The sequence below is a fragment of the Paludibaculum fermentans genome, assembly GCF_051172195.1.
Lineage (GTDB): Bacteria > Acidobacteriota > Terriglobia > Bryobacterales > Bryobacteraceae > Paludibaculum > Paludibaculum fermentans_A.
On record NZ_JBPJAQ010000001.1, the window covers coordinates 5,814,360 to 5,832,359 of the forward strand.

An 18,000-nucleotide genomic window follows, 5' to 3' on the forward strand; every position below is an offset into this window, starting at 1 on the left:
TGTCCACATGCCAAATCCAGTTGCCCACTTCTCGATCAATACATCAGACCTGCCCGCGTCCCGCGCCTTTTACGAGGGCGTCTTCGGATGGAAGTTCAACGCCTGGGGACCGCCCGGCTTCTACATGATCGACATGGGCGCCGCCGCCGGCGGACCCTTGCTCGGTTCATTGCAGCAGCGGCGGGAGATCGTGCCAGGTACCCCGATGTACGGCTTCGAGTGCACTATCTCTGTCGAGGATATAGCCGCCACGGCCGCCGCCATCGAGGCGCACGGCGGCAGGATTGTGATGCCCATCTGCACTCTGGCCGGCGTGGGCCAGTTGCTGTTCTTCCAGGATCCGGGTGGAACCATCGCCGGCGCGATGCAATATGAAACGCGGCCCGCCTGAATTTACGGCGAAGAAGGGAAAAGCGCGGCACAATGGATTCCCATGAGGACTCTCCTGGGCGCGTTACTCCCTCTCTCCGCCACTTTGCTGGCTGTCTCCGCGTGGGCGGCTGAACTGCCTTCGCCGGCGCTGCTCGTATTGAATAAGTCCGACGCCACGCTGGTGATTGTGGATCCGGCCACGGGCAAGATCACGGGCAAGGTGGCCACGGGCGAGGGGCCGCATGAAGTGGTGGTGAACGCCGAGGGCACCGTGGCCTACGCCACCAACTATGGCAGCGGCCCGGCACCCGGGCAGTCCATCTCGATCATCGAGCTGTCCGGGCCGAAAGAGATCAAGCGGCTGGAGGTGGCCCCGATGCTACGTCCGCACGGGATCGCGGTGGCTGAGGGCAAGGTCTGGTTTACGGCCGAGGCCAACAAGCTGGTGGCGCGCTACGATCCGGCTTCGCAGCGCGTCGACTACCTTCTGGGTACCGGCCAGAACACCACTCACATGCTGCAATTCAGCGCGGACACGAACCGGCTGTACACCGCCAACATCAGTTCCGACACGATCTCCATCTTTGAGCGGGCGGCAGGCGGCACGAACTGGAACCAGACGGTGGTTCCGGTGGGCAAAGGGCCCGAGGCGTTCGATGTCTCGCCGGATGGCAGCCGGCTGTGGGCGGCGCACTCGCGGGACGGCGGCGTGTCGGTAATCGACCTGGCCGCCAGGAAAGTGGTGGAGACGCTGCCCCTGGGCACCAAACGCTCGAACCGCCTGAAGTTCACGCCGGACGGAAAGACCGTGCTCATCTCCGACCTCGATGCGGGGGAACTGCTGTTCGTGGATGTCGCGACGCGCAAAGTAACGAAGAAGCTGCCGCTGGGCCAGGCGCCGGAGGGCATCCTGATCGAGCCTGGCGGAGCGCGCGCGTATGTAGCCGTGGCCGGGGACAACCACGTCGCGGTGATCGATCTGAAATCGATGACCAAGACAGGGCAGTTCGAGACCGGCGGTGGTCCGGACGGCATGGCGTGGATCGGCGGCCCCCGTCATTAATCCCTGCAGCCTAATTCTCGCCGGGTGAAGGGTCGAGGAAACCTGAACTTAGCTGTTTTCAGGTCATTTGGGTTCTTCGCCCAGGGACTTGGCGGTCAAAATTACCGTTCGCCCGCCGCCTGTTGAATTCGCGGGAACCTCCGGCCTGTTTTACTTATCTGGGAAACCTAAGAAAACAAAGCACCTAGGCGCCTTTAGCGAGAATGGCAAGGTGATTGCCACTTTGAAACCAGAAGTAGAAACGGAGGTTTCTAACATGAAACAGACTCTGGGAATCGCACTATTGGCCGCCCTACCGCTGCTGGCCAAAGAACCGCCCGCTGTGCAACGGTTGGACGAATCGGCTGTAGTGCTATCGGAAATCATGGGAACGCCGGACAAGGGCATTCCTCAGGACCTCATGGAAAAAGCGCACTGCGTTGTCGTGGTGCCGGGCCTCAAAAAGGGTGCGTTCATTGTCGGCGGTAAGTATGGGAAGGGCTTCCTGTCCTGCCGCCATATAGGGCGCGCAGGCTGGTCGGCGCCCGCCGCGATCCGGGTGGAAGGCGGCAGTGTCGGCTTCCAGATCGGCGGCTCCGAGACCGACGTGGTCATGCTGGTCATGAACGAGAGCGGTTCCAAGAAACTGCTCAACAGCCAGTTCACGCTGGGTGGAGAAGGCTCAGTGGCAGCGGGCCCGGTGGGCCGCACGGCTACAGCGGATACCGATGCGTTTATGCGGGCTGAGATCCTCTCCTGGTCCCGTTCGCGCGGTGTCTTTGCCGGAATCTCCCTGCAGGGCGCCACTTTGCGCCAGGACATGGAAGAGAATGAAACCCTCTACGGCAAGCGTCTGACCACGGAAGAAGTGGTGCACAAGAGCACTCCGCCGGCGGCTGCGGCTCGCCTGATGACGCTGCTGACCCGGTTCTCGCCCCGCGAAAAGTCGGGCGACTAACTTGCCAAATCTTAAGGAGAACGGACAGATGAACAGAGACACCATCTTCGCGGCACTGGCTGGTTTGGGCCTGGGCGCCGGCCTGGCGCTGCTGTTCGCGCCGGCCTCGGGCCGTCACCTGCGGGGCCGCATTGTCTACCGCGCCCGCGGTGAGGCGCGCCGCCTCAGGCACCAGGCCGAAGAGCTCCAGGAAACTGCGGCCAATCTGGTCGACCAAGGCAAGGAGCAGGCGCTGAAGCAGCGTGACGGGATCGTGAACGCTGTGGAAGCCGGCAAACGAGCTTATCTGGAAACGGTCTAACTCAACCCGCCTCGGCTACCGTCCGGCACAAGGAGGTGCCTTATGTTATGGACAATCTTCGTAGTTCTGTTGGTTCTATGGCTGCTCGGCATGGTGACGTCGTACACGCTGTACGGCTTCATCCATATCCTGCTGGTAGTCGCGCTGGTCACCTTACTGATCGGCATCATCAACGGACGTAGAGCACTATAGCTGAGGCCGGCCCGGGTGGCTCCCATCAGTGGGGGCGCCCGGGCCGGCCTTAGCGTCTGCCCGCCTGATTTCCTTTCCCCCTCCTCTCAAAAAGAGTCAATCGGATCCGATGGGGGCCTTCCATCTTCACTCCAAGGGACATATAATGTTCCCGCGTGATTTTGGAGACTGCCATGAAATTTCTGATCCTAAGTGCAATGGGCCTCATCCTCGCCGCTCCGGTGATTGCTGGCGATCTGGAGACCGCCCATGACAATTTGAAGCAAGCCGTCCAGGCGAAGGACGTGGAGGCCGTTAAGAAGCTGGCTACGGAAGCTAGTGTCCTGGCCCGGAAGGCGATTGCCACTCCGGCCCCGGCGGGCGCCGAAGCGAAGGCTGCCTGGACGAAGAACGTTGCCTACGCCAAGGAAGTCGATCTCTATACGGAGAACGCCCTGGTCGCCACGGCCCTGCAGGCTGATCCCCCCAAGTTAATCGACCTGATCGCTGCTCTCGAAAAGCAGAATCCGAAGAGCAAGTTCCTCGACCAGGCCTACGGCCCTTACTTCCAGGCCCTGGAGCAGACGGAAAACGGCGCCAAAGTCGCCCCGCTGGCCGAGAAGGCCATCCTTAGCCAGCCGGAGAATGTCGACATTCTCGTGATCGTGGCCGATTCCGCAATGGCCAAACGCCAGACCGGCCGCGCCGGCATCTTTGCCGAGAAGCTCATCGCCGTCCTGGAAAAGAAACCCAAGCCGGAGAACATGAACGCCGAGGATTGGGAAGCCAGGAAGAAGTCAGCCCTGGGTCATGCCCACTACATCGCGGGCATGGCGCACAGCGAACGGCAGCAGTTCGCACTGGCCGATCAGGATTTGCGCGCCGCCCTGCCACTGATCAAGGATGACGAGCAGGCGACCGCCGCCAGCCTCTACCACCTGGGTGTGGCCAACTACAGCGTCGGTGTCGCGGCCGGCAGCAAAGCCAGGGTGATGGAGGGTGTGAAATTCAGCGAGCAGTCAGCGGCGATTAAGGGGCCCTTTGCCCAGCCGGCCGCCGCCAATGCCCAGAGGATGAAGGGCGAGGCGGCCCGGTTCAACTAGACCGGTTGCGCCAGGGCGTCCTGGTGGGTTAACAATGTGAGCCTGGGGGCTCATATGAAACTCACTCTCTTTGTATTGTCGCTGCTGGCTGTGCCGGCAATGGCGCAGTCGACGGTGAAGGACGCGCTGGCCAAGCATTGGAAGGTATCCGGGGAATTCACGGTAGCCGTCGCGTCGGCGATGCCGGCAGACGGCTACAACTTCCGGCCTTCCCCCGAAGAAATGACCTTCGGACAACTGATGGCTCACATCGCTGCCGCGGATGCGAATGCGTGCTCGAACGCCAGCGGCCTGCCGAAGCCGGAAGTGAAGGGTAGCGTGGCCGAGTGGGCAAAGGACCAGAAGAAGGACGTCGACCGCGAGGCCGCGATCGAGTTCCTGACGACGACCTTTGCATTCTGCGACAAGGCCATTTCGGGTGTGACATTGGAGCAACTGGATAAGGTGGTGGGTCCGCCGGCACGCAATCTCACCGGCTATGAGTGGCTGTGGAGCTACTTCACCCACACCGCCCACCATCGTGGCCAGGCCGAGGTCTACCTGCGTGTGAAGGGGCTCAAGCCGCCGGCATATAAGTTCTAAGGGGTCCTGATTCAACGGCCGTCAGCGGTGCGAAAATGCCGGTGACGGCCCTTCTGTTTTCTGATATGTTAACGCTAACGCATCGGAAAGGAAGGAGTCTCCGTTGAAACCCCGGATTCCCTATTTGACACGTACTCTTATTGCCTGCCTGGTCTTCGCCGCCACCTGCGCTGCCCAGAAACTGCCCCCGCCGCTGCCGGCCCCGGCGTCGCAGGACGCCAAGATGCAGTGGTTCCGTGAGGCTAAGTTCGGCCTCTTTATCCATTGGGGCCTTTACGCCATCCCCGCCGGCGAGTGGAAGGGTAAGCCCATCCCCGGCATCGGCGAATGGATCATGAATCGCGCCAAGATCCCGGTGGGTGAGTATGAACAGCTCGCCGCTCAGTTCAACCCGGTCAAGTTCAACGCCGAGGAATGGGTGAAGATGGCCAAGGATGCCGGCATGAAGTATGTCGTCATCACCAGCAAACACCACGACGGCTTCGCGATGTACCAGTCGGCCGTCAGCAAGTACAACGTGGTCGACGCCACCCCGTTCAAACGCGACGTCGTCAAGGAACTGGCCCTGGCCTGCGCCAAGCACGGCCTGAAGTTCGGCGTCTACTATTCGCAAGCCCAGGACTGGCACGAGAAGAATGGCGCCGGCAACTCATGGGATTTCGGCCCCGATCCGCAGAAGGACTTCGACCAGTACCTGCGCGACAAGGCGCTGCCGCAGCTCAAGGAACTCATGACCGGCTACGGCCCCATGTGCCTGGTCTGGTTCGACACGCCGCGTATGATGACGAAGGAGCGCTCGCAGCCCTTCATCGACGCCATCCACCAGATGCAGCCCGCCTGCCTCATCGATGGCCGGTTGGGCGCCTCGGGCGACTATCGCTCCATGGGCGACAACGTGATTCCGGGCACTGTGGTGAAGGAAGATTGGGAAGTCCCGGCCACGCTGAATCACACCTGGGGCTTCAAGAAGGATGACAACGAGTGGAAGACCACTCCGGACCTCACCTTCAAACTGGTCGACATCGTGAGCAAGGGCGGCAACTACCTGCTCAACGTCGGTCCCACCTCTGAGGGCATCATCCCCCAACCCAGCCAGGACAACCTGCGCGGCGTCGGCAAGTGGTTGAAAGTGAACGGCGAATCCATCTACGGCGCCGGCCCGACTCCGTTCGGACCCGAGCTCGGTTCGCCCGATCCGGTGAAGAAAGACAGGGAAGGGAAGCCGTTCATCAATGCCAAAACCGATTGGCGTTGCACGACCAAGCCCGGCAAGCTCTACATTCACCTCTTCAAGTGGCCCGCGGGTCAATTCGAGTTGGACGGCTACAACGGTAAGGTGAAGAAGGCCTACCTGCTGTCCAAGCGCGGCAAATCGCTGAAGGTGAAGCAGGATGGCGCGAAACTCGCTGTTTCACTGCCGGCCGAGGCGCCCGATGCGATCGATTCCGTGATCGTGCTCGAGACCGCCAACTAGCTCGACCGAACCGTACAGTCTGTCGAAGGCCCGTGTCCGCCCGGCACGGGCCTTTTTGTGTCTGCAATCGGCTCTCCACAGGCCAGCCGGGACAGGTCCCTGTGTCACAATAATGTTGTGACAGGTCACGAGATTCGCCAGAAGTTCCTTGATTTCTTCGCCGCCCGCAATCATCGCGTCGTGCGTAGTTCTTCGCTGGTGCCCGGCAACGATCCCACGTTGCTGTTCACCAACGCAGGCATGAATCAGTTCAAAGACGTCTTCACCGGTCTGGAACAGCGTGATTACTCGCGCGCCACCACCGCCCAGAAGTGCGTCCGTGCCGGCGGCAAGCACAACGATCTGGAGAACGTCGGCTATACCCGCCGCCACCATACGTTCTTCGAGATGATGGGCAATTTCAGCTTCGGCGACTACTTCAAGACCGACGCTATCGACTTTGCCTGGGACCTGGTGACGAACGGCTATGGCCTGCCCAAGGACCGCCTGTACGTCACCGTATTCCGCGAGGACGACGAAGCCGAGGAGCTCTGGCAGAAGGTCGCCGGCGTCCCCAAGGACCGCATCTTCCGCCTCGACGAGAAGGATAATTTCTGGCAGATGGGCGAGACCGGCCCTTGCGGCCCGTGCTCCGAAATCCACTTCGACCTGGGCGAGCACACCGCCGCTCCGGGCCGTGAGCACGAGAAGTTCCCTGAAGACGGCGGCGGCCGTTTCGTCGAGATCTGGAACCTCGTCTTCATGCAGTTTGACCGCGACCTCAGCGGGAAGTTCACCCCGCTGCCCCGGCCCTCCATCGACACCGGCATGGGGCTGGAGCGGGTGGCCGCCATCATGCAGGGCAAGCTCTCGAACTTCGAGTGCGACCTGCTCTACCCAATCGTCGAGGAAGCCGGCAATCTGCTGGGCAAGAGCGTAGGCGAAGACACCCGCACCGACACCGTCCTGCGCATCTGCGCCGACCATGCGCGCGCCACCGCGTTTCTGATCAATGACGGCGTGCTGCCTTCGAACGAAGGCCGCGGCTATGTGCTGCGCAAGATCATGCGCCGCGCCATGCGCAACGCCCGCATGATCGGGTCAGGCGATCCGTTCCTCTACAAGTTGACCGGCTTTGTGGCCGACTTCATGAAGGCGCCTTATCCGGACATGCTGGAGAGCGTGCAGCGTGTGGCCCGCGTCGTGAAAGACGAAGAACACCGCTACGCCACCACCTTCCAGGTGGCCGAGAAGGTGTTCCACGACGAAGCCAAATCGGCCGCCGGCGAAGTGCTGCCCGGCCCGGCCGCCTTCAAACTCTACGACACCTACGGCATGGCGCTGGACGAGCAGGAGGAGATGGCCCGCGAACTAGGCCTCTCCATCGACGTCGCCGGGTATGAAGACGCGATGCAGAAGCAGCGCGAACGGGCCCGCGCCAGTTGGAAAGGCGCCGAGAAGGCCCAGATCGCGCCCATTTATCAGGAGTTGCTCGGCGGCGGCCGTACCCAGTTCCTGGGCTACGAGACCCTGGAGCACGGCGCTTCGCAGGTTCTGGCCATCCTGGTCGACCAGCAGCGTGTCGACAGCGTCGGGCCCGAGACCGAGTGCGAAATCGTGCTCGACCGCACTCCGTTCTATGCCGAATCCGGCGGCCAGGTGGGCGATACCGGCGTCCTGGTGAGCCCCGAGACAGGGGAGCCGCTGGCGTACATCACGCGGACTTATCCGGCTGTTCCGGGCCTCAGCGTGCACAAAGCGCGCACCGCGGGTACGTTGACGACCGATCAACTCGTCGCGGCCCGCGTGAATGATACCGGCCGCTTCGCCACCATGCGCAACCACACGGCGACCCACCTGGCGCACGCCGCTCTGCGGCAGGTGCTGGGCAAGCACGTGAAACAGGCCGGCAGCGTCGTGGAACCGGGACGCCTGCGCTTCGACTTCTCGCACTACACGGCCGTGGACGCCCAGGAAGTGGCTGAAGTGGAGCGCCTGGCCAACGAGCAGATCCTGCTCGATGTGCCTGTTACCACGGATGTCATGGAGCTGGACAAAGCCATCGACACCGGCGCCATGGCTCTGTTCGGGGAGAAGTACGGCGAAAAGGTCCGGGTCGTTTCGGTGCCCGGTTTCAGCCGTGAACTCTGCGGCGGCACGCACGTCCATCGCACCGGCGAGATCGGCCTGCTGAAAGTGGTCTACGAAGGTTCCATCTCGGCCGGCGTACGCCGCATCGAGGCCCTCACCGGCGCCTCCGCCCTGAAGCGCTTTCAGGAGACGACGGACACCCTGCACAAGGCGACCTCCGCCCTGCGCACTTCGGAAACGGAGTTCCTCGACCAGATAGACCGTCTGCTCGCCCAGCAGAAGACCCTGGAGCGCCAGATCGAAACGCTCAAGGAGAAGGTGGCCCATGCGGCCGCCGCCGGACTGGAAGCCCAGGTGCGCGAGATCAAGGGCGTCAAGATCCTCTCGGCCGTGGCCGATGGTATGGACCGCGCCCAGATGCGCAATCTCGCCGACGGATTCCGCAATCGCTGGAAGTCGGCCGTCATCCTGCTGGCCTCGGGTGAGGAAGGCAATGTGGCCATCGTCACGGCCGTCACGAAGGATCTCACCGCCAAAGTGCACGCCGGAAAACTGGCTGGGTCCATCGCCCAGGCCGTCGGCGGCAAGGGCGGCGGACGCCCCGACATGGCGGAAGCCGGAGGCAAGGACGCAGCGGCCCTGCCAGCCGCGTTGGCCGCGGCCAGCGCCAGCGTCGAGGGCCTGCTCTAGGTGCTGGACGCCGTCGTAGTGGGCGCGGGGCCAACCGGCCTCGCGTGCGGTATTGAATTGAAGCGGCGCGGCCTGTCCTGTGTCCTGTTCGACAAGGGCTGCCTCACCAATTCGCTCTACCACTACCCCACGAACATGATGTTCTTCACCACTCCGGAACTGCTGGAGATCGGCGACATCCCCATGACCAGCGTGGGCGAAAAGCCGGTGCGCGTCGAGGCGCTGAAGTACTATCGCCGAGTGGCCGACCACTACGGCATCGACATTCACCAGTACGAGCGGGTGATCGGGTTCGAAGGCTCGGACGGCGATTTCACCATTCACTCGGAAGACCGCCAGGGCCGCAAGCTCTCCTACCAGGCCCGCAAGGTGATCCTGGCGACCGGCTACTACGACCGTCCCAACTATCTCAACGTGCCCGGTGAAGAACTGCCCAAGGTAATCCACTACTACAAGGAAGCGCACCCCTACTACGCGCACGACGTGCTGGTGGTGGGTGGGAAAAACTCCGCCGCCATCGCCGCCCTGGAGCTGTTCTGGACCGGCGCCCGCGTCACCATGGTGCACCGGCATCCGGCGCTGCACGGCAATATCAAGTACTGGATCAAACCCAACATCGAGAACCGCATCAAGGCCGGCGAGGTGAAGGCTTACTTCGACTCATCGGTCGAGAGCATCGAGCCGGATGCAGTCAACCTGATCACGCCCGAAGGCCGGGTTCGCCTCAAGAACGACTTCGTTTTTGCCATGACGGGCTACCGGCCCGATACCGATTTCCTGGAGCGCCATGGCATCCGCTTCGACCTCGAAAGCCAGCGGCCGCGGCTCAATCCCGAGACGCTGGAAAGTGAGCGCGCCGGGGTCTACCTGGCGGGCGTACTGGTCGCCGGGATGCACACCAACGAGATCTTCATCGAGAATGGCCGCTTTCACGGCCGCCAGATCGCTGACGATGTTGCCTTGAAGCTCGATCGCGTCTAACGGATGCGGAACAGCCCGATACTCTCCACTCGCTCGACCAGTTCCACACCCCAGGCATCCGGCGAAGCCAGGAACGACTCGCCTACCGGTCCGTGGCCCTCCCTTCCGATCCTGGTCACAATCCAGCGGTAGCCTGCATTCTTCACAAACTTCACGGCCGAATGCCGGTACATGCGATTCGGCGGCGCCTGCATCACCGCGCGGTCCGACACCTTGCGCCAGGCGCGGTCCATGCCCTGGACGTACATCGCAACCCGTTGCGGCGAATCCACGTTGACCATCATGGCCCACGCGCCATCCAGCGGCACCGGCCGGTCGGGCCGCAGTTCCCACGTCATGCCTTCCTTCGAATTCGTCCAGGACTGCCAGCGCGAGGCGCGGTTGCCGTCCACCGCCAGCCAGGCATCGCCCGCTTCGGGCCAGGAGTGCAGGAACCAGTTCCTGGAAACCTTCACCGGCCGGCCATTCCTCACGATGCCCGCTTCGGCGATGCTCCAGGGAGCCAGGAATGGCTTTTCCATGCGCAGCCGCACCGCGCGCACAAACTGCTGCGGCCAATCGCAGCGCATGGAGTAGAGTTGCTCCGGCAGGCGTCCGGAGGCGAGGTCCAGCGAAGCCGCCATGTTGTCGAAGGCAGCCGAGGGCAGCGGACCCAGCGGCGCGGTCGGCAGGTAGGCATACGGCAGGCCATAGAGGTCCAGCAGCGGCTCATCCGGTTTCAGGTGCGCCGCGGCCTTCTTCAGGAAGCTGTACTCGTACAATTTCGCTGTCAGATAAGAGTCTTCGCCCTGGATGCGCAGCGCGGCCTCCCAGGGCATGCCCTTCAACCGCCAGGCCCACGGGTTGGTATAGGTGTTCATCACCGCTGGCCAGGCCGACAGGGCGTGCAGCAACACAACCACGGTGAACACCTGTCGCGGCAGCACCATTGCCAGGGCCAGGCAGTAGAAAGCCAGCGCCGGCATCAGGAAGCGCGCCCCCACGTTCTGAGTCCAGGGCAGCGTCAGCACTGCGGCGGCGGCCAGCACCGCCCGTCCGGCCGGTTTCTTCCACGCCAGGAGAACCAGCGGCAGCAGCAGGAAGACCGGACCGATCAGGCCCTGCAAGGCCACTCCGTCCACCGTGATCGCCCAGGGCAGCTGTCGCCACGAGACCCCGTAGTCTCGTAAGTACTGGCCCAACGATTGTTCCATGGCTACGTGGAACGCATCATTCGGAAAGATTCGGTTGCCCAGGGGGGCCAGCGGATTGCCGGTCAGCACCAGGTCACGCAGCATCCAGGGCAGGATGGAGAGCGACGAGGTTGCAGCAAACAGCACCGCGCCCCGCCAGCGCCGCCGCCAGAGGATCCACGCCAGCGCCGCCGCCACCACCACCAGGCCCGTGATCTTCACCGCATAGCAGAAGCCCGCGGCCAGTCCGGCATAGGCCAGCCAGCTATCGCCCGGTTCTTGCCACTCTTCCAGCAGCAGGGCAAACACAGCCACGGTGAAGAACACGCCGGCGGCGTCGTTGTAGGCGGCCACTCCGCTCATGCCGGTAATCGGCGACAGGGCGTATAGCGCGGCGGCCCCAGCCGCTGTCTCCTGCCGCAGGCCGAGTTGCGTCCCGATGCGCCACAGCAGGGGTACGGTGGAGCAGAGCAAGGCGAAATGGAAGCAACTGGCCGCCGAGTAGCCGCCCACCGCCACTGCCGGCGCAAAGAGCGTCTCCAGGCCCAGCGGCAACATCTCATAGAATCCGATGCGCGTGGCAAAACCGTGCAACCGCAGCCACTCCGCCACCAGCCCCAGGTGATAGGTCACGGCATCCGGTTGGGTGGCCGGCGCCAGCGCGTTCACGGCATACAGCACCACGAATGGTGCGAAGACCAGGGCGATCCACGGCGGTCTGGTCCAGCGGACCGGAAGGCGCCACCCACGCACACCCAATGCGGCCGCACACAGGCACAACGCGATGAGCGCGGACTTGGTCGCCAGACCGGAAATCAGCAGCAGATAGACACCCAGGCTGAGGAGGGGCGCCCCGCACGCCAGCGCATAGGTCCAGTGCGGAGCACGCCACCGCCACGCCGCTTGGCCCGCGCCCAGAGCCGCCCCCGTCACCAGCACCACCGCTGCAAGAATCCAGGTCACAAATGATAGGATATTCGCAACCACTGGGACCAAGCATGAATCATCGTAGAGACTTCCTAAAGACAGCCCTGGCCGCGATGCCGGCAGCCGCCCTGGCCAGGACCAGCGAAGTGCGCCTCGGCGCCCAAAGCTACAGCTTCCGCGACCGCGATCTCGCCGGTGCCATCGCCGGCTACCAGGCCGCCGGCTTGAAATACGTCGAACTCTTCTCGGGTCACATCGAGCCCACCGGGACTAAGGAAATACCGGTCAGCCGCGAGGAACTCCGCAAGTGGCGGCTGGAAACGCCCCTCAAACACTTCGAGGACGCGGCGGCCAAAATTAAGGCAGGCGGGCTGACCCTGGTCGCTTACAACTACAGCTTCCGGGAAGATTTCACCGATCCGGAGATCGCCCGCGGCTTCGAGATCGCCAAGGCCCTGGGCGTGCAATGGATCACTGCTTCCTCGAATGTGACCACCGCGAAGCGCATTGATCCCTTCGCCAAAAAGGCCAAAATCATGGTGGGCATGCACAACCACTCCCGCATCGCCCCCAACGAATTCGCCACGCCCCAGAACTTCGCCAACGCCATGGCCGGGACCAGCGAGTACATCCGCATCAATCTCGACATCGGCCACTTCTGTGCCGCCAACTTCGACCCGGTGGAGTATCTGGACAAGCACCACGACCGCATCCTCACGCTCCACATCAAGGACCGCAAGAAGAACCAGGGCGACAACATGCCGTTCGGCCAGGGCGATACACCCATCCGCGCCGTGCTGCAGCTATTGAAGTCGAAGGGCTATGACAATCCGCCCATGATCGAGTACGAGTACAAGGCGCCCGATACCGTGGCCGAAGTGAAGAAATGCGCGGACTTCTGCCGCGCCGCTCTTGCTTAGTAGGTCGTGAAACAGAAGACCTGATTCGAACCTTCCGGGGACAGGCAGTATTCGCCGTCCCCGATCACCTCATTCACTTCCACTTTGAACAGCGAGGGCGCCAGCGGCGTCACCATCAGGAACAGCGCCCGTACGGCGTCCTTCTTTGCTCGCTTGCCGGCCGGCGGAATCACCAGCGAACGGCTGCCGCCCTTCACCTCCATCTTGTAGAGGCTCAACCGGTCGGGATTGATCTTGTCCGATTGGAAGATCATGATCGGTTCGGCCGTGGGTGTCCGCGCCTGCGACGTCGCCCCGGATACCGTGTAGATCGTGCCGTCCTTGCCTTGCGACTCGGTGGCCGTGCTCGATTCCGTTTCCACCAGCTTTCCGGCGTGCACCAGAAAGGGCACGTCCGGCTTCGGCGGCCTCGGCCCCGTGTACTTCTTCTGGGCCAGAACCACGCCGGCCAGTATCAGGAGGGCCGCGGTAAGACGCAAAACCTGGATCCGCATAAGCTGTATTGTCTCACTGAGAACAGATGGCCGCGCCCGTCACGCGGTTTCGTCAAGACCCGTTAAAATCCGCTCCAACTCCAGCTCGTCCACCGGCAGGTGCACCGTCAGGGCTCCGGGTAATGCAGTGTCGGAAGCGGTCGCGATCAATCCGACATGGGCCGCGTGCACGCGGGCCTTCTCGGCGAATTCGGCCCACGGCAGGTCCGGCAGTTGCGCCGGCGCGAGGATAACGTCGAAACGAACCCGCGAAGCGTACTCCAACGCCTCGGCCGCGGTTACCACCGGGATTGCGCGATGCTCCAGGCGGCCCAGCGCCTCGATCAGGGGCCGCAGTACGTTGTGGTCCGGATGCACCAGCAAGAGGGTTAAGAGCTTCGCCTGCTGGCGCACATGCCGTGCCGCCGGCCGCGCAGCCGATTCCGTCAACGGCAGCTCGATCTCAAACCGCGTCCCATCCGACGCCGGATCCCTGCGCAACTCGCCCCCATGGCTTTCCACAATCCCGCGCGCCACGCCCAGGCTCCAGGCGCCCGTTTCCGCCTCTTCCCGCCACGCGCCGGACGCCGCCGAGAACTCAACAGACAGCACTGCCTGGCTTTCCACCTGGGCGGTAGTCACGATGATGTTCTTGGTGGCGGCATGCTGCAGCGATTGCTCGGCATGCACCAGCACGCTCAGCACCGCCTGCTCCAGTTGTCCGCTGGAGCCCAGCACCGTCAGTTCCCCCGGAGTCAGGTTCACCTCTCCGGTCACCAGTTGCAGTCGCCACGGCTGGGCCCGGAAGTTCGCAAGATTCCTGACGAGTTCGTTGAGTTCCACAGGCCGCACGCGCGCCTGGTCCGGACGTCCGAAGGAGATCAACCGCTCCAGCGTGTCCAATGCCTGATGGGCGTCGCCGGCCACCGCGGCCAGCGCCTCACCGCGCGCCGCAGCCGAAATCCGCTGCAACGGCGGCTGCAACTCAGTCGCGATGCTGGAAATCAGCTGCCCCACTGCGCCCAGCTTCTCACTGCGCAGAAGCTGATCGCGCAATTGCCGCTGCTCCAGCAGTTGCAGTGCGATACCCACCTGGTTCGCCAGGTGGCGGAGGGCCGCCATCTCGTCCTCCGGCGGGTGTCCTCCCTGTTGAGAGGAGCATTGCAGGACGCCGCTGCCCGCGCCCTGCGAGAGCATCGGCAGGCTCAACGAGTTCATCGTCAGCACGGCGTCCGCGGTTTCGTGGCAGCGCCGCGCCGCCTCCAAATCCACCGCCTTGCCCGCCGCCACTTCCAATTGCTCGCTGCCCGGGTCGGTGACCAGAATGGTGACCGCTTCCAGCCCTGCTGATTCGCTCAATTTGCCCGCAAGCTGGCTGAGGATCTCCGCCGCCGAACGGGCCCGGAAGACTTCCTCGCTCAACGCGTAGATTTGCCCCACCGCCCGCCGCTGTTTCGTCAACCGTCCCAGCCGCCGCCACCATACGAGTGACGCCAGCAGCATCGACACCAGGGCGGTGCCAATCGTTGTCCGGTCTAGCGAGGCGCCAGTGCTGAAATCCATGGCAACAACCGCTCATCCAGAAAATCGGGCACAGCCAAGCCGGCCAGCGGCGCTTCCTGCAGGGTCGTCAGCAGGCCCACCAGATGGGCACCCGCAGCCTTTGCCGCCTGCATGCCGCCGGGAGAATCCTCAAACACGACACAGTTCTCAGGGTTTACGCCCAGCCGCCCCGCCGCTGTCAGGTACACTTCCGGGTCCGGTTTGGGCTTCGCCACCTGATGCCCATCCACAATCGCCTGAAAGCATCCGGCTAAGCCCGCGCCTTCCAGGACGAATTCCACATTCAGCGGCTCGGCGTTCGTAGCCACAGCGCAGGGCACACCCAAGGCGTGGGCCGCCTGGGCGAACTCCACCACCCCCGGCACCAATTGCGCCCTCAACACAGGGGCCATCATTTCGCGGTACAGCCGCTCCTTGTCCGCGCCATGGCGAAACACTTCTTCCGCCGTCAAACCAGTTCCGAAAATGTCGTGCACGATCTGGTCGTTCCGCTTCCCCAACATCCTCGACATGATGCCCTGGGAATCGATTCCGAGCCGTGAAAGGTAAAGCTCCCAGGCGCGCGTGTGCAGCACGGTCGATTCAACGATCACGCCATCCATATCGAAAAGGAATGCGAGACCCGGGGCAACGTGTAGATTCTCGAACACTTGCGGGCATGATAGCATAGCCGGGCCGGGCTCCCATTCGCGCCTCCAGCCGCCCCGGCCGAGGGCCGCACAAACTGGATCTTCTCCAGTCAAATCTGGGCCTGTTTGTGCGATTTCGCTGGCCTCCCGCCTGGGCTGGCCATTGCGGAAGCCGCCAACCTCAGGTAGTCTGGCAGCACCTCACGAGGAGCACACGCAAATGGACTGGGTATCTCCTTCGGTAGATCACGCGTTGCAGGTCTGCAACGCAACAGCGGCGCACTTCCACGTTGTGCTCTTGAACGGCGCCCTGAAGAACCAACTCTCGCTCGACCCGCGGGCCGATGTGAAACCAATCCTCAAAGCACTGAACGCCGCGATGAAGCAGTTCAATGCGCATCCTCCGGCGATAACGCAGGCCCTTCGTTCCAACCTGGCGGCCACGCGCGACCAGTTGAATGGTGCGCAATTGCGCATCTTCCACCCGGGCGATGACGTCACCCTTCCTCCGGATGACGGGGGCACCGTCGACACCGGGACCGGATCTGGCACCGAGCCACCACCCCCACCACCTCCTCCGCCTCCTCCCGAACCCGAACCTGAACCTGTCGATCCCGCCGCTCCCGTCCGTGAGGCCGCTACCCTCTTTGGACCGGACAGCTTCCCCAACACAGTCATTCCTTTTTCGGAGTTGTCGCCCGAAGACCAGGCCGAGGGCCAAAGCGCGTTCATCAGCAGCATCGAGGGTGATATAGACGAGTATCTGAAGAACCTGGCTCAGTATTTACAGGTCTATCCGGAATGGCCGGCCACCGACATCGTAGCGGCCATTGTCAGCATTGTCGGGGGCGCCGCTTCAATTCTGGGCTCTGTCTTCGGCAAGGTGCAGGCTTTCGCCATCGACGTTGTTCCCAGAATGCTGGCCGAAGTCGAGGAGCAACTCGTTAACTAGCCTCGCCCGGCTCCTTGTACAATTCGTTCCGGCGCGCCATGGCAATGTTCAACTGATTCGAATAAAGTTGAAATATAAATGGCGAAGATTGACCGGTTATTCCTGTTTGCCCTCACCTGTGCGCCCGCCTGGGCCTGTAGCTGTGCCAGTTACCCCTCGCCGAAGGAAGCCTGGCTCGATTCGCCGCTCGTATTCGCCGGAATTGTCGAGAAAGCCGTCCCGAAACGCAGCGGTGAGTGGGTGAGGGCCCGTGAACAATCGGCCTGGGTCCGCGTCACCGAACCGTTTAAGGGCGTCGCCAGGGATCAGGTGCTCGAGCTCTGGGGCGAGATCAGTAGCTGCTTCGGAGGGTTTGACAAGGGTTCCTCGCTCTTGTTTTACCTGCACCCCAGCGGGAAGCCAGGTAAATGGATGACACCTGCCTGTCATCGCACCGGTGACCTGCGCAGCGCCGCGCACGATCTCAAATTCCTGCGCGGGCTTCCGGCCTCGGCTCACGGGAATCGGGTGTCAGGCTCTGTCGAATTTTGGGAGGACTCTCCGGTCAAGGAACTCCCTCTGAACCACGTGTTTCAGGGAGTGCGCGTGCACGCCGTGGGCTCCCCTGGTTCCTATGAATCCGAGACGGACGCCCAGGGCGTTTACGAATTCCGTGACCTGCCGCCAGGCACCTACACCATCAGCATCGACTACCCCAAGGGCACGGCTTTGCTTTTCCCCGTCGCGATCGGAAGGGACAATCCATCGCGGCGGCTAAACCGGAAGCCTGGCAGCGATATGCAACTGGTAGTGACCGATTCGTCCGGCAATGGCTATGATTTTGTCCTTGCGGCGGACACCCGGGTATCGGGACACGTCCTGGACCCCGATGGCCGTCCGATGAAGGGCGTCTGCCTGGAGTTGGAGGTGCTTCGGCACAAAGGCCCGGATGATTCAGAAATCTCCAAGTGCACTGAGCGTGACGGTTCCTATGTGCTGGAAAAGATGCCGGCGGGACGCTACCGCCTTGCGGTCAATCGCGGCGGTGAAATGAGTGCGGCCTCTCCCTTCAGCAAGTTCTACTACCCCGGCACTTCAGACACTGACAAGGCGGCTATCCTGACCGTCGCCGCGGGCCAGCACCTCGACGGAATCGATATTCGTGTTTCCAAACTGGCCCGGCGCATTGAATTGCGCGGCCGCCTCATCTTCAGCGACGGAGTTCCTCTGCCCAGGCAGTCATTCGAGTTCCGAAAGGATGGCGGCGGCTACCGTGAATCCGGCTACACCGACGCTGAAGGCAATTTCGTACTGCCAATTCTCGCGGGACGGCCTGGCAAGCTGATAGGCAGCTTCTCGCTGTGGCGCGACCTGCAGGACGCATGCCCCCAATTTGGAGCGAAGTTCAACCCCAACGGATATGGGGCAACGCTGGACTCTACCCCCACTGCAATCTCGGGCACATCGGATCTTTCCGGGATCGAGATAGTGTTTCCGTTCCCCTCGTGTGCAGCGTGGCTGAAGCGCGAGGCGGAACGAAAATGATCCTGGGCTCCGCCACCCGGAGCACGGCCCCACCAGCCGCGAACTCAACATCCACGCCCTCCGGCACGACTGTTCTTCGTGTAACCGCACCGCTTC

The 18,000-nt window shown here is 62.9% G+C and carries 17 protein-coding genes; 13 read left to right on the forward strand and 4 right to left on the reverse strand.

The features are described from left to right. The first annotated feature begins 7 nt into the window (after positions 1-7). The 10 genes from ACR9Y2_RS23310 to ACR9Y2_RS23355 all read left to right on the forward strand — a co-directional run bounded on the left by ACR9Y2_RS23310 (position 8) and on the right by ACR9Y2_RS23355 (position 9,744). Positions 8-391 carry a VOC family protein gene (locus ACR9Y2_RS23310; RefSeq protein WP_435044063.1) on the forward strand — a complete coding sequence of 128 codons (384 nt, stop codon included), beginning with the start codon at positions 8-10 and terminating at the stop codon, positions 389-391. A gap of 42 nt (positions 392-433) precedes the next feature. After that, complete coding sequence (locus ACR9Y2_RS23315) at positions 434-1,435, forward strand: YncE family protein (RefSeq protein ID WP_435044064.1); 1,002 nt, start codon at positions 434-436, stop codon at positions 1,433-1,435. A gap of 256 nt (positions 1,436-1,691) precedes the next feature. Further along, complete coding sequence (locus ACR9Y2_RS23320; RefSeq protein WP_435044065.1) at positions 1,692-2,372, forward strand: lipid-binding SYLF domain-containing protein; 681 nt, start codon at positions 1,692-1,694, stop codon at positions 2,370-2,372. A 28-nt stretch (positions 2,373-2,400) separates the two neighbouring features. After that, the gene (locus tag ACR9Y2_RS23325) at positions 2,401-2,673 is read left to right on the forward strand and encodes a YtxH domain-containing protein (protein WP_435044066.1); all 273 of its coding nucleotides are present in this window, start codon (positions 2,401-2,403) and stop codon (positions 2,671-2,673) included. 42 nt (positions 2,674-2,715) lie between these two features. After that, positions 2,716-2,865, forward strand: coding sequence for a lmo0937 family membrane protein (locus tag ACR9Y2_RS23330; protein WP_435044067.1), 150 nt, complete (start codon positions 2,716-2,718; stop codon positions 2,863-2,865). 173 nt (positions 2,866-3,038) lie between these two features. Further along, positions 3,039-3,947: a hypothetical protein gene (locus ACR9Y2_RS23335; protein WP_435044068.1), complete on the forward strand. Its 909-nt coding sequence runs from the start codon at positions 3,039-3,041 to the stop codon at positions 3,945-3,947. Between the two features lie 54 nt (positions 3,948-4,001). Further along, on the forward strand, positions 4,002-4,529 hold the full coding sequence (locus tag ACR9Y2_RS23340) for a DinB family protein (RefSeq protein WP_435044069.1): 528 nt from the start codon (positions 4,002-4,004) through the stop codon (positions 4,527-4,529). 124 nt (positions 4,530-4,653) lie between these two features. Continuing rightward, the gene (locus tag ACR9Y2_RS23345) at positions 4,654-6,003 is read left to right on the forward strand and encodes an alpha-L-fucosidase (protein ID WP_435044070.1); all 1,350 of its coding nucleotides are present in this window, start codon (positions 4,654-4,656) and stop codon (positions 6,001-6,003) included. Between the two features lie 117 nt (positions 6,004-6,120). After that, positions 6,121-8,763 carry an alanine--tRNA ligase gene (alaS, locus tag ACR9Y2_RS23350; protein ID WP_435044071.1) on the forward strand — a complete coding sequence of 881 codons (2,643 nt, stop codon included), beginning with the start codon at positions 6,121-6,123 and terminating at the stop codon, positions 8,761-8,763. After that, positions 8,764-9,744 (forward strand): YpdA family putative bacillithiol disulfide reductase, encoded by a 981-nt coding sequence (locus tag ACR9Y2_RS23355; protein ID WP_435044072.1) that lies wholly within the window; start codon positions 8,764-8,766, stop codon positions 9,742-9,744. It abuts the gene before it with no gap. Here ACR9Y2_RS23355 and ACR9Y2_RS23360 read toward each other — a convergent pair. Next, positions 9,741-11,879, reverse strand: coding sequence for a glycosyltransferase family 39 protein (locus ACR9Y2_RS23360; protein WP_435044073.1), 2,139 nt, complete (start codon positions 11,877-11,879; stop codon positions 9,741-9,743). The two genes, ACR9Y2_RS23355 and ACR9Y2_RS23360, sit on opposite strands and share 4 nt — an antisense overlap. 35 nt (positions 11,880-11,914) lie before the next feature. Between ACR9Y2_RS23360 and ACR9Y2_RS23365 the strand changes: the two genes are divergently transcribed. Beyond that, entirely contained in the window at positions 11,915-12,763 is an 849-nt protein-coding gene (locus ACR9Y2_RS23365; protein ID WP_435044074.1) for a sugar phosphate isomerase/epimerase family protein, read from the forward strand. Here the strand turns inward: ACR9Y2_RS23365 and ACR9Y2_RS23370 are convergent. Genes ACR9Y2_RS23370 through ACR9Y2_RS23380 form a run of 3 tightly spaced genes read right to left on the reverse strand, consistent with a single transcriptional unit; the run spans position 12,760 to position 15,449 of the window. Next, positions 12,760-13,257 carry a hypothetical protein gene (locus tag ACR9Y2_RS23370; protein WP_435044075.1) on the reverse strand — a complete coding sequence of 166 codons (498 nt, stop codon included), beginning with the start codon at positions 13,255-13,257 and terminating at the stop codon, positions 12,760-12,762. The genes ACR9Y2_RS23365 and ACR9Y2_RS23370 overlap by 4 nt on opposite strands. 39 nt (positions 13,258-13,296) lie before the next feature. After that, positions 13,297-14,799, reverse strand: coding sequence for a hypothetical protein (locus ACR9Y2_RS23375; protein ID WP_435044076.1), 1,503 nt, complete (start codon positions 14,797-14,799; stop codon positions 13,297-13,299). Beyond that, on the reverse strand, positions 14,772-15,449 hold the full coding sequence (locus tag ACR9Y2_RS23380) for an HAD family hydrolase (RefSeq protein WP_435044077.1): 678 nt from the start codon (positions 15,447-15,449) through the stop codon (positions 14,772-14,774). Before ACR9Y2_RS23380 ends, ACR9Y2_RS23375 begins: the two co-directional genes overlap by 28 nt. Before the next feature lie 199 nt (positions 15,450-15,648). On the opposite strand from ACR9Y2_RS23380, the gene ACR9Y2_RS23385 reads away from it, so the two are divergent. Both ACR9Y2_RS23385 and ACR9Y2_RS23390 read left to right on the forward strand, forming a co-directional pair. Further along, entirely contained in the window at positions 15,649-16,380 is a 732-nt protein-coding gene (locus ACR9Y2_RS23385; RefSeq protein WP_435044078.1) for a hypothetical protein, read from the forward strand. Between the two features lie 78 nt (positions 16,381-16,458). Continuing rightward, positions 16,459-17,904, forward strand: a complete 1,446-nt coding sequence (locus ACR9Y2_RS23390) for an MSCRAMM family protein (protein ID WP_435044079.1) — start codon at positions 16,459-16,461, stop codon at positions 17,902-17,904. Positions 17,905-18,000: the final 96 nt, after the last annotated feature.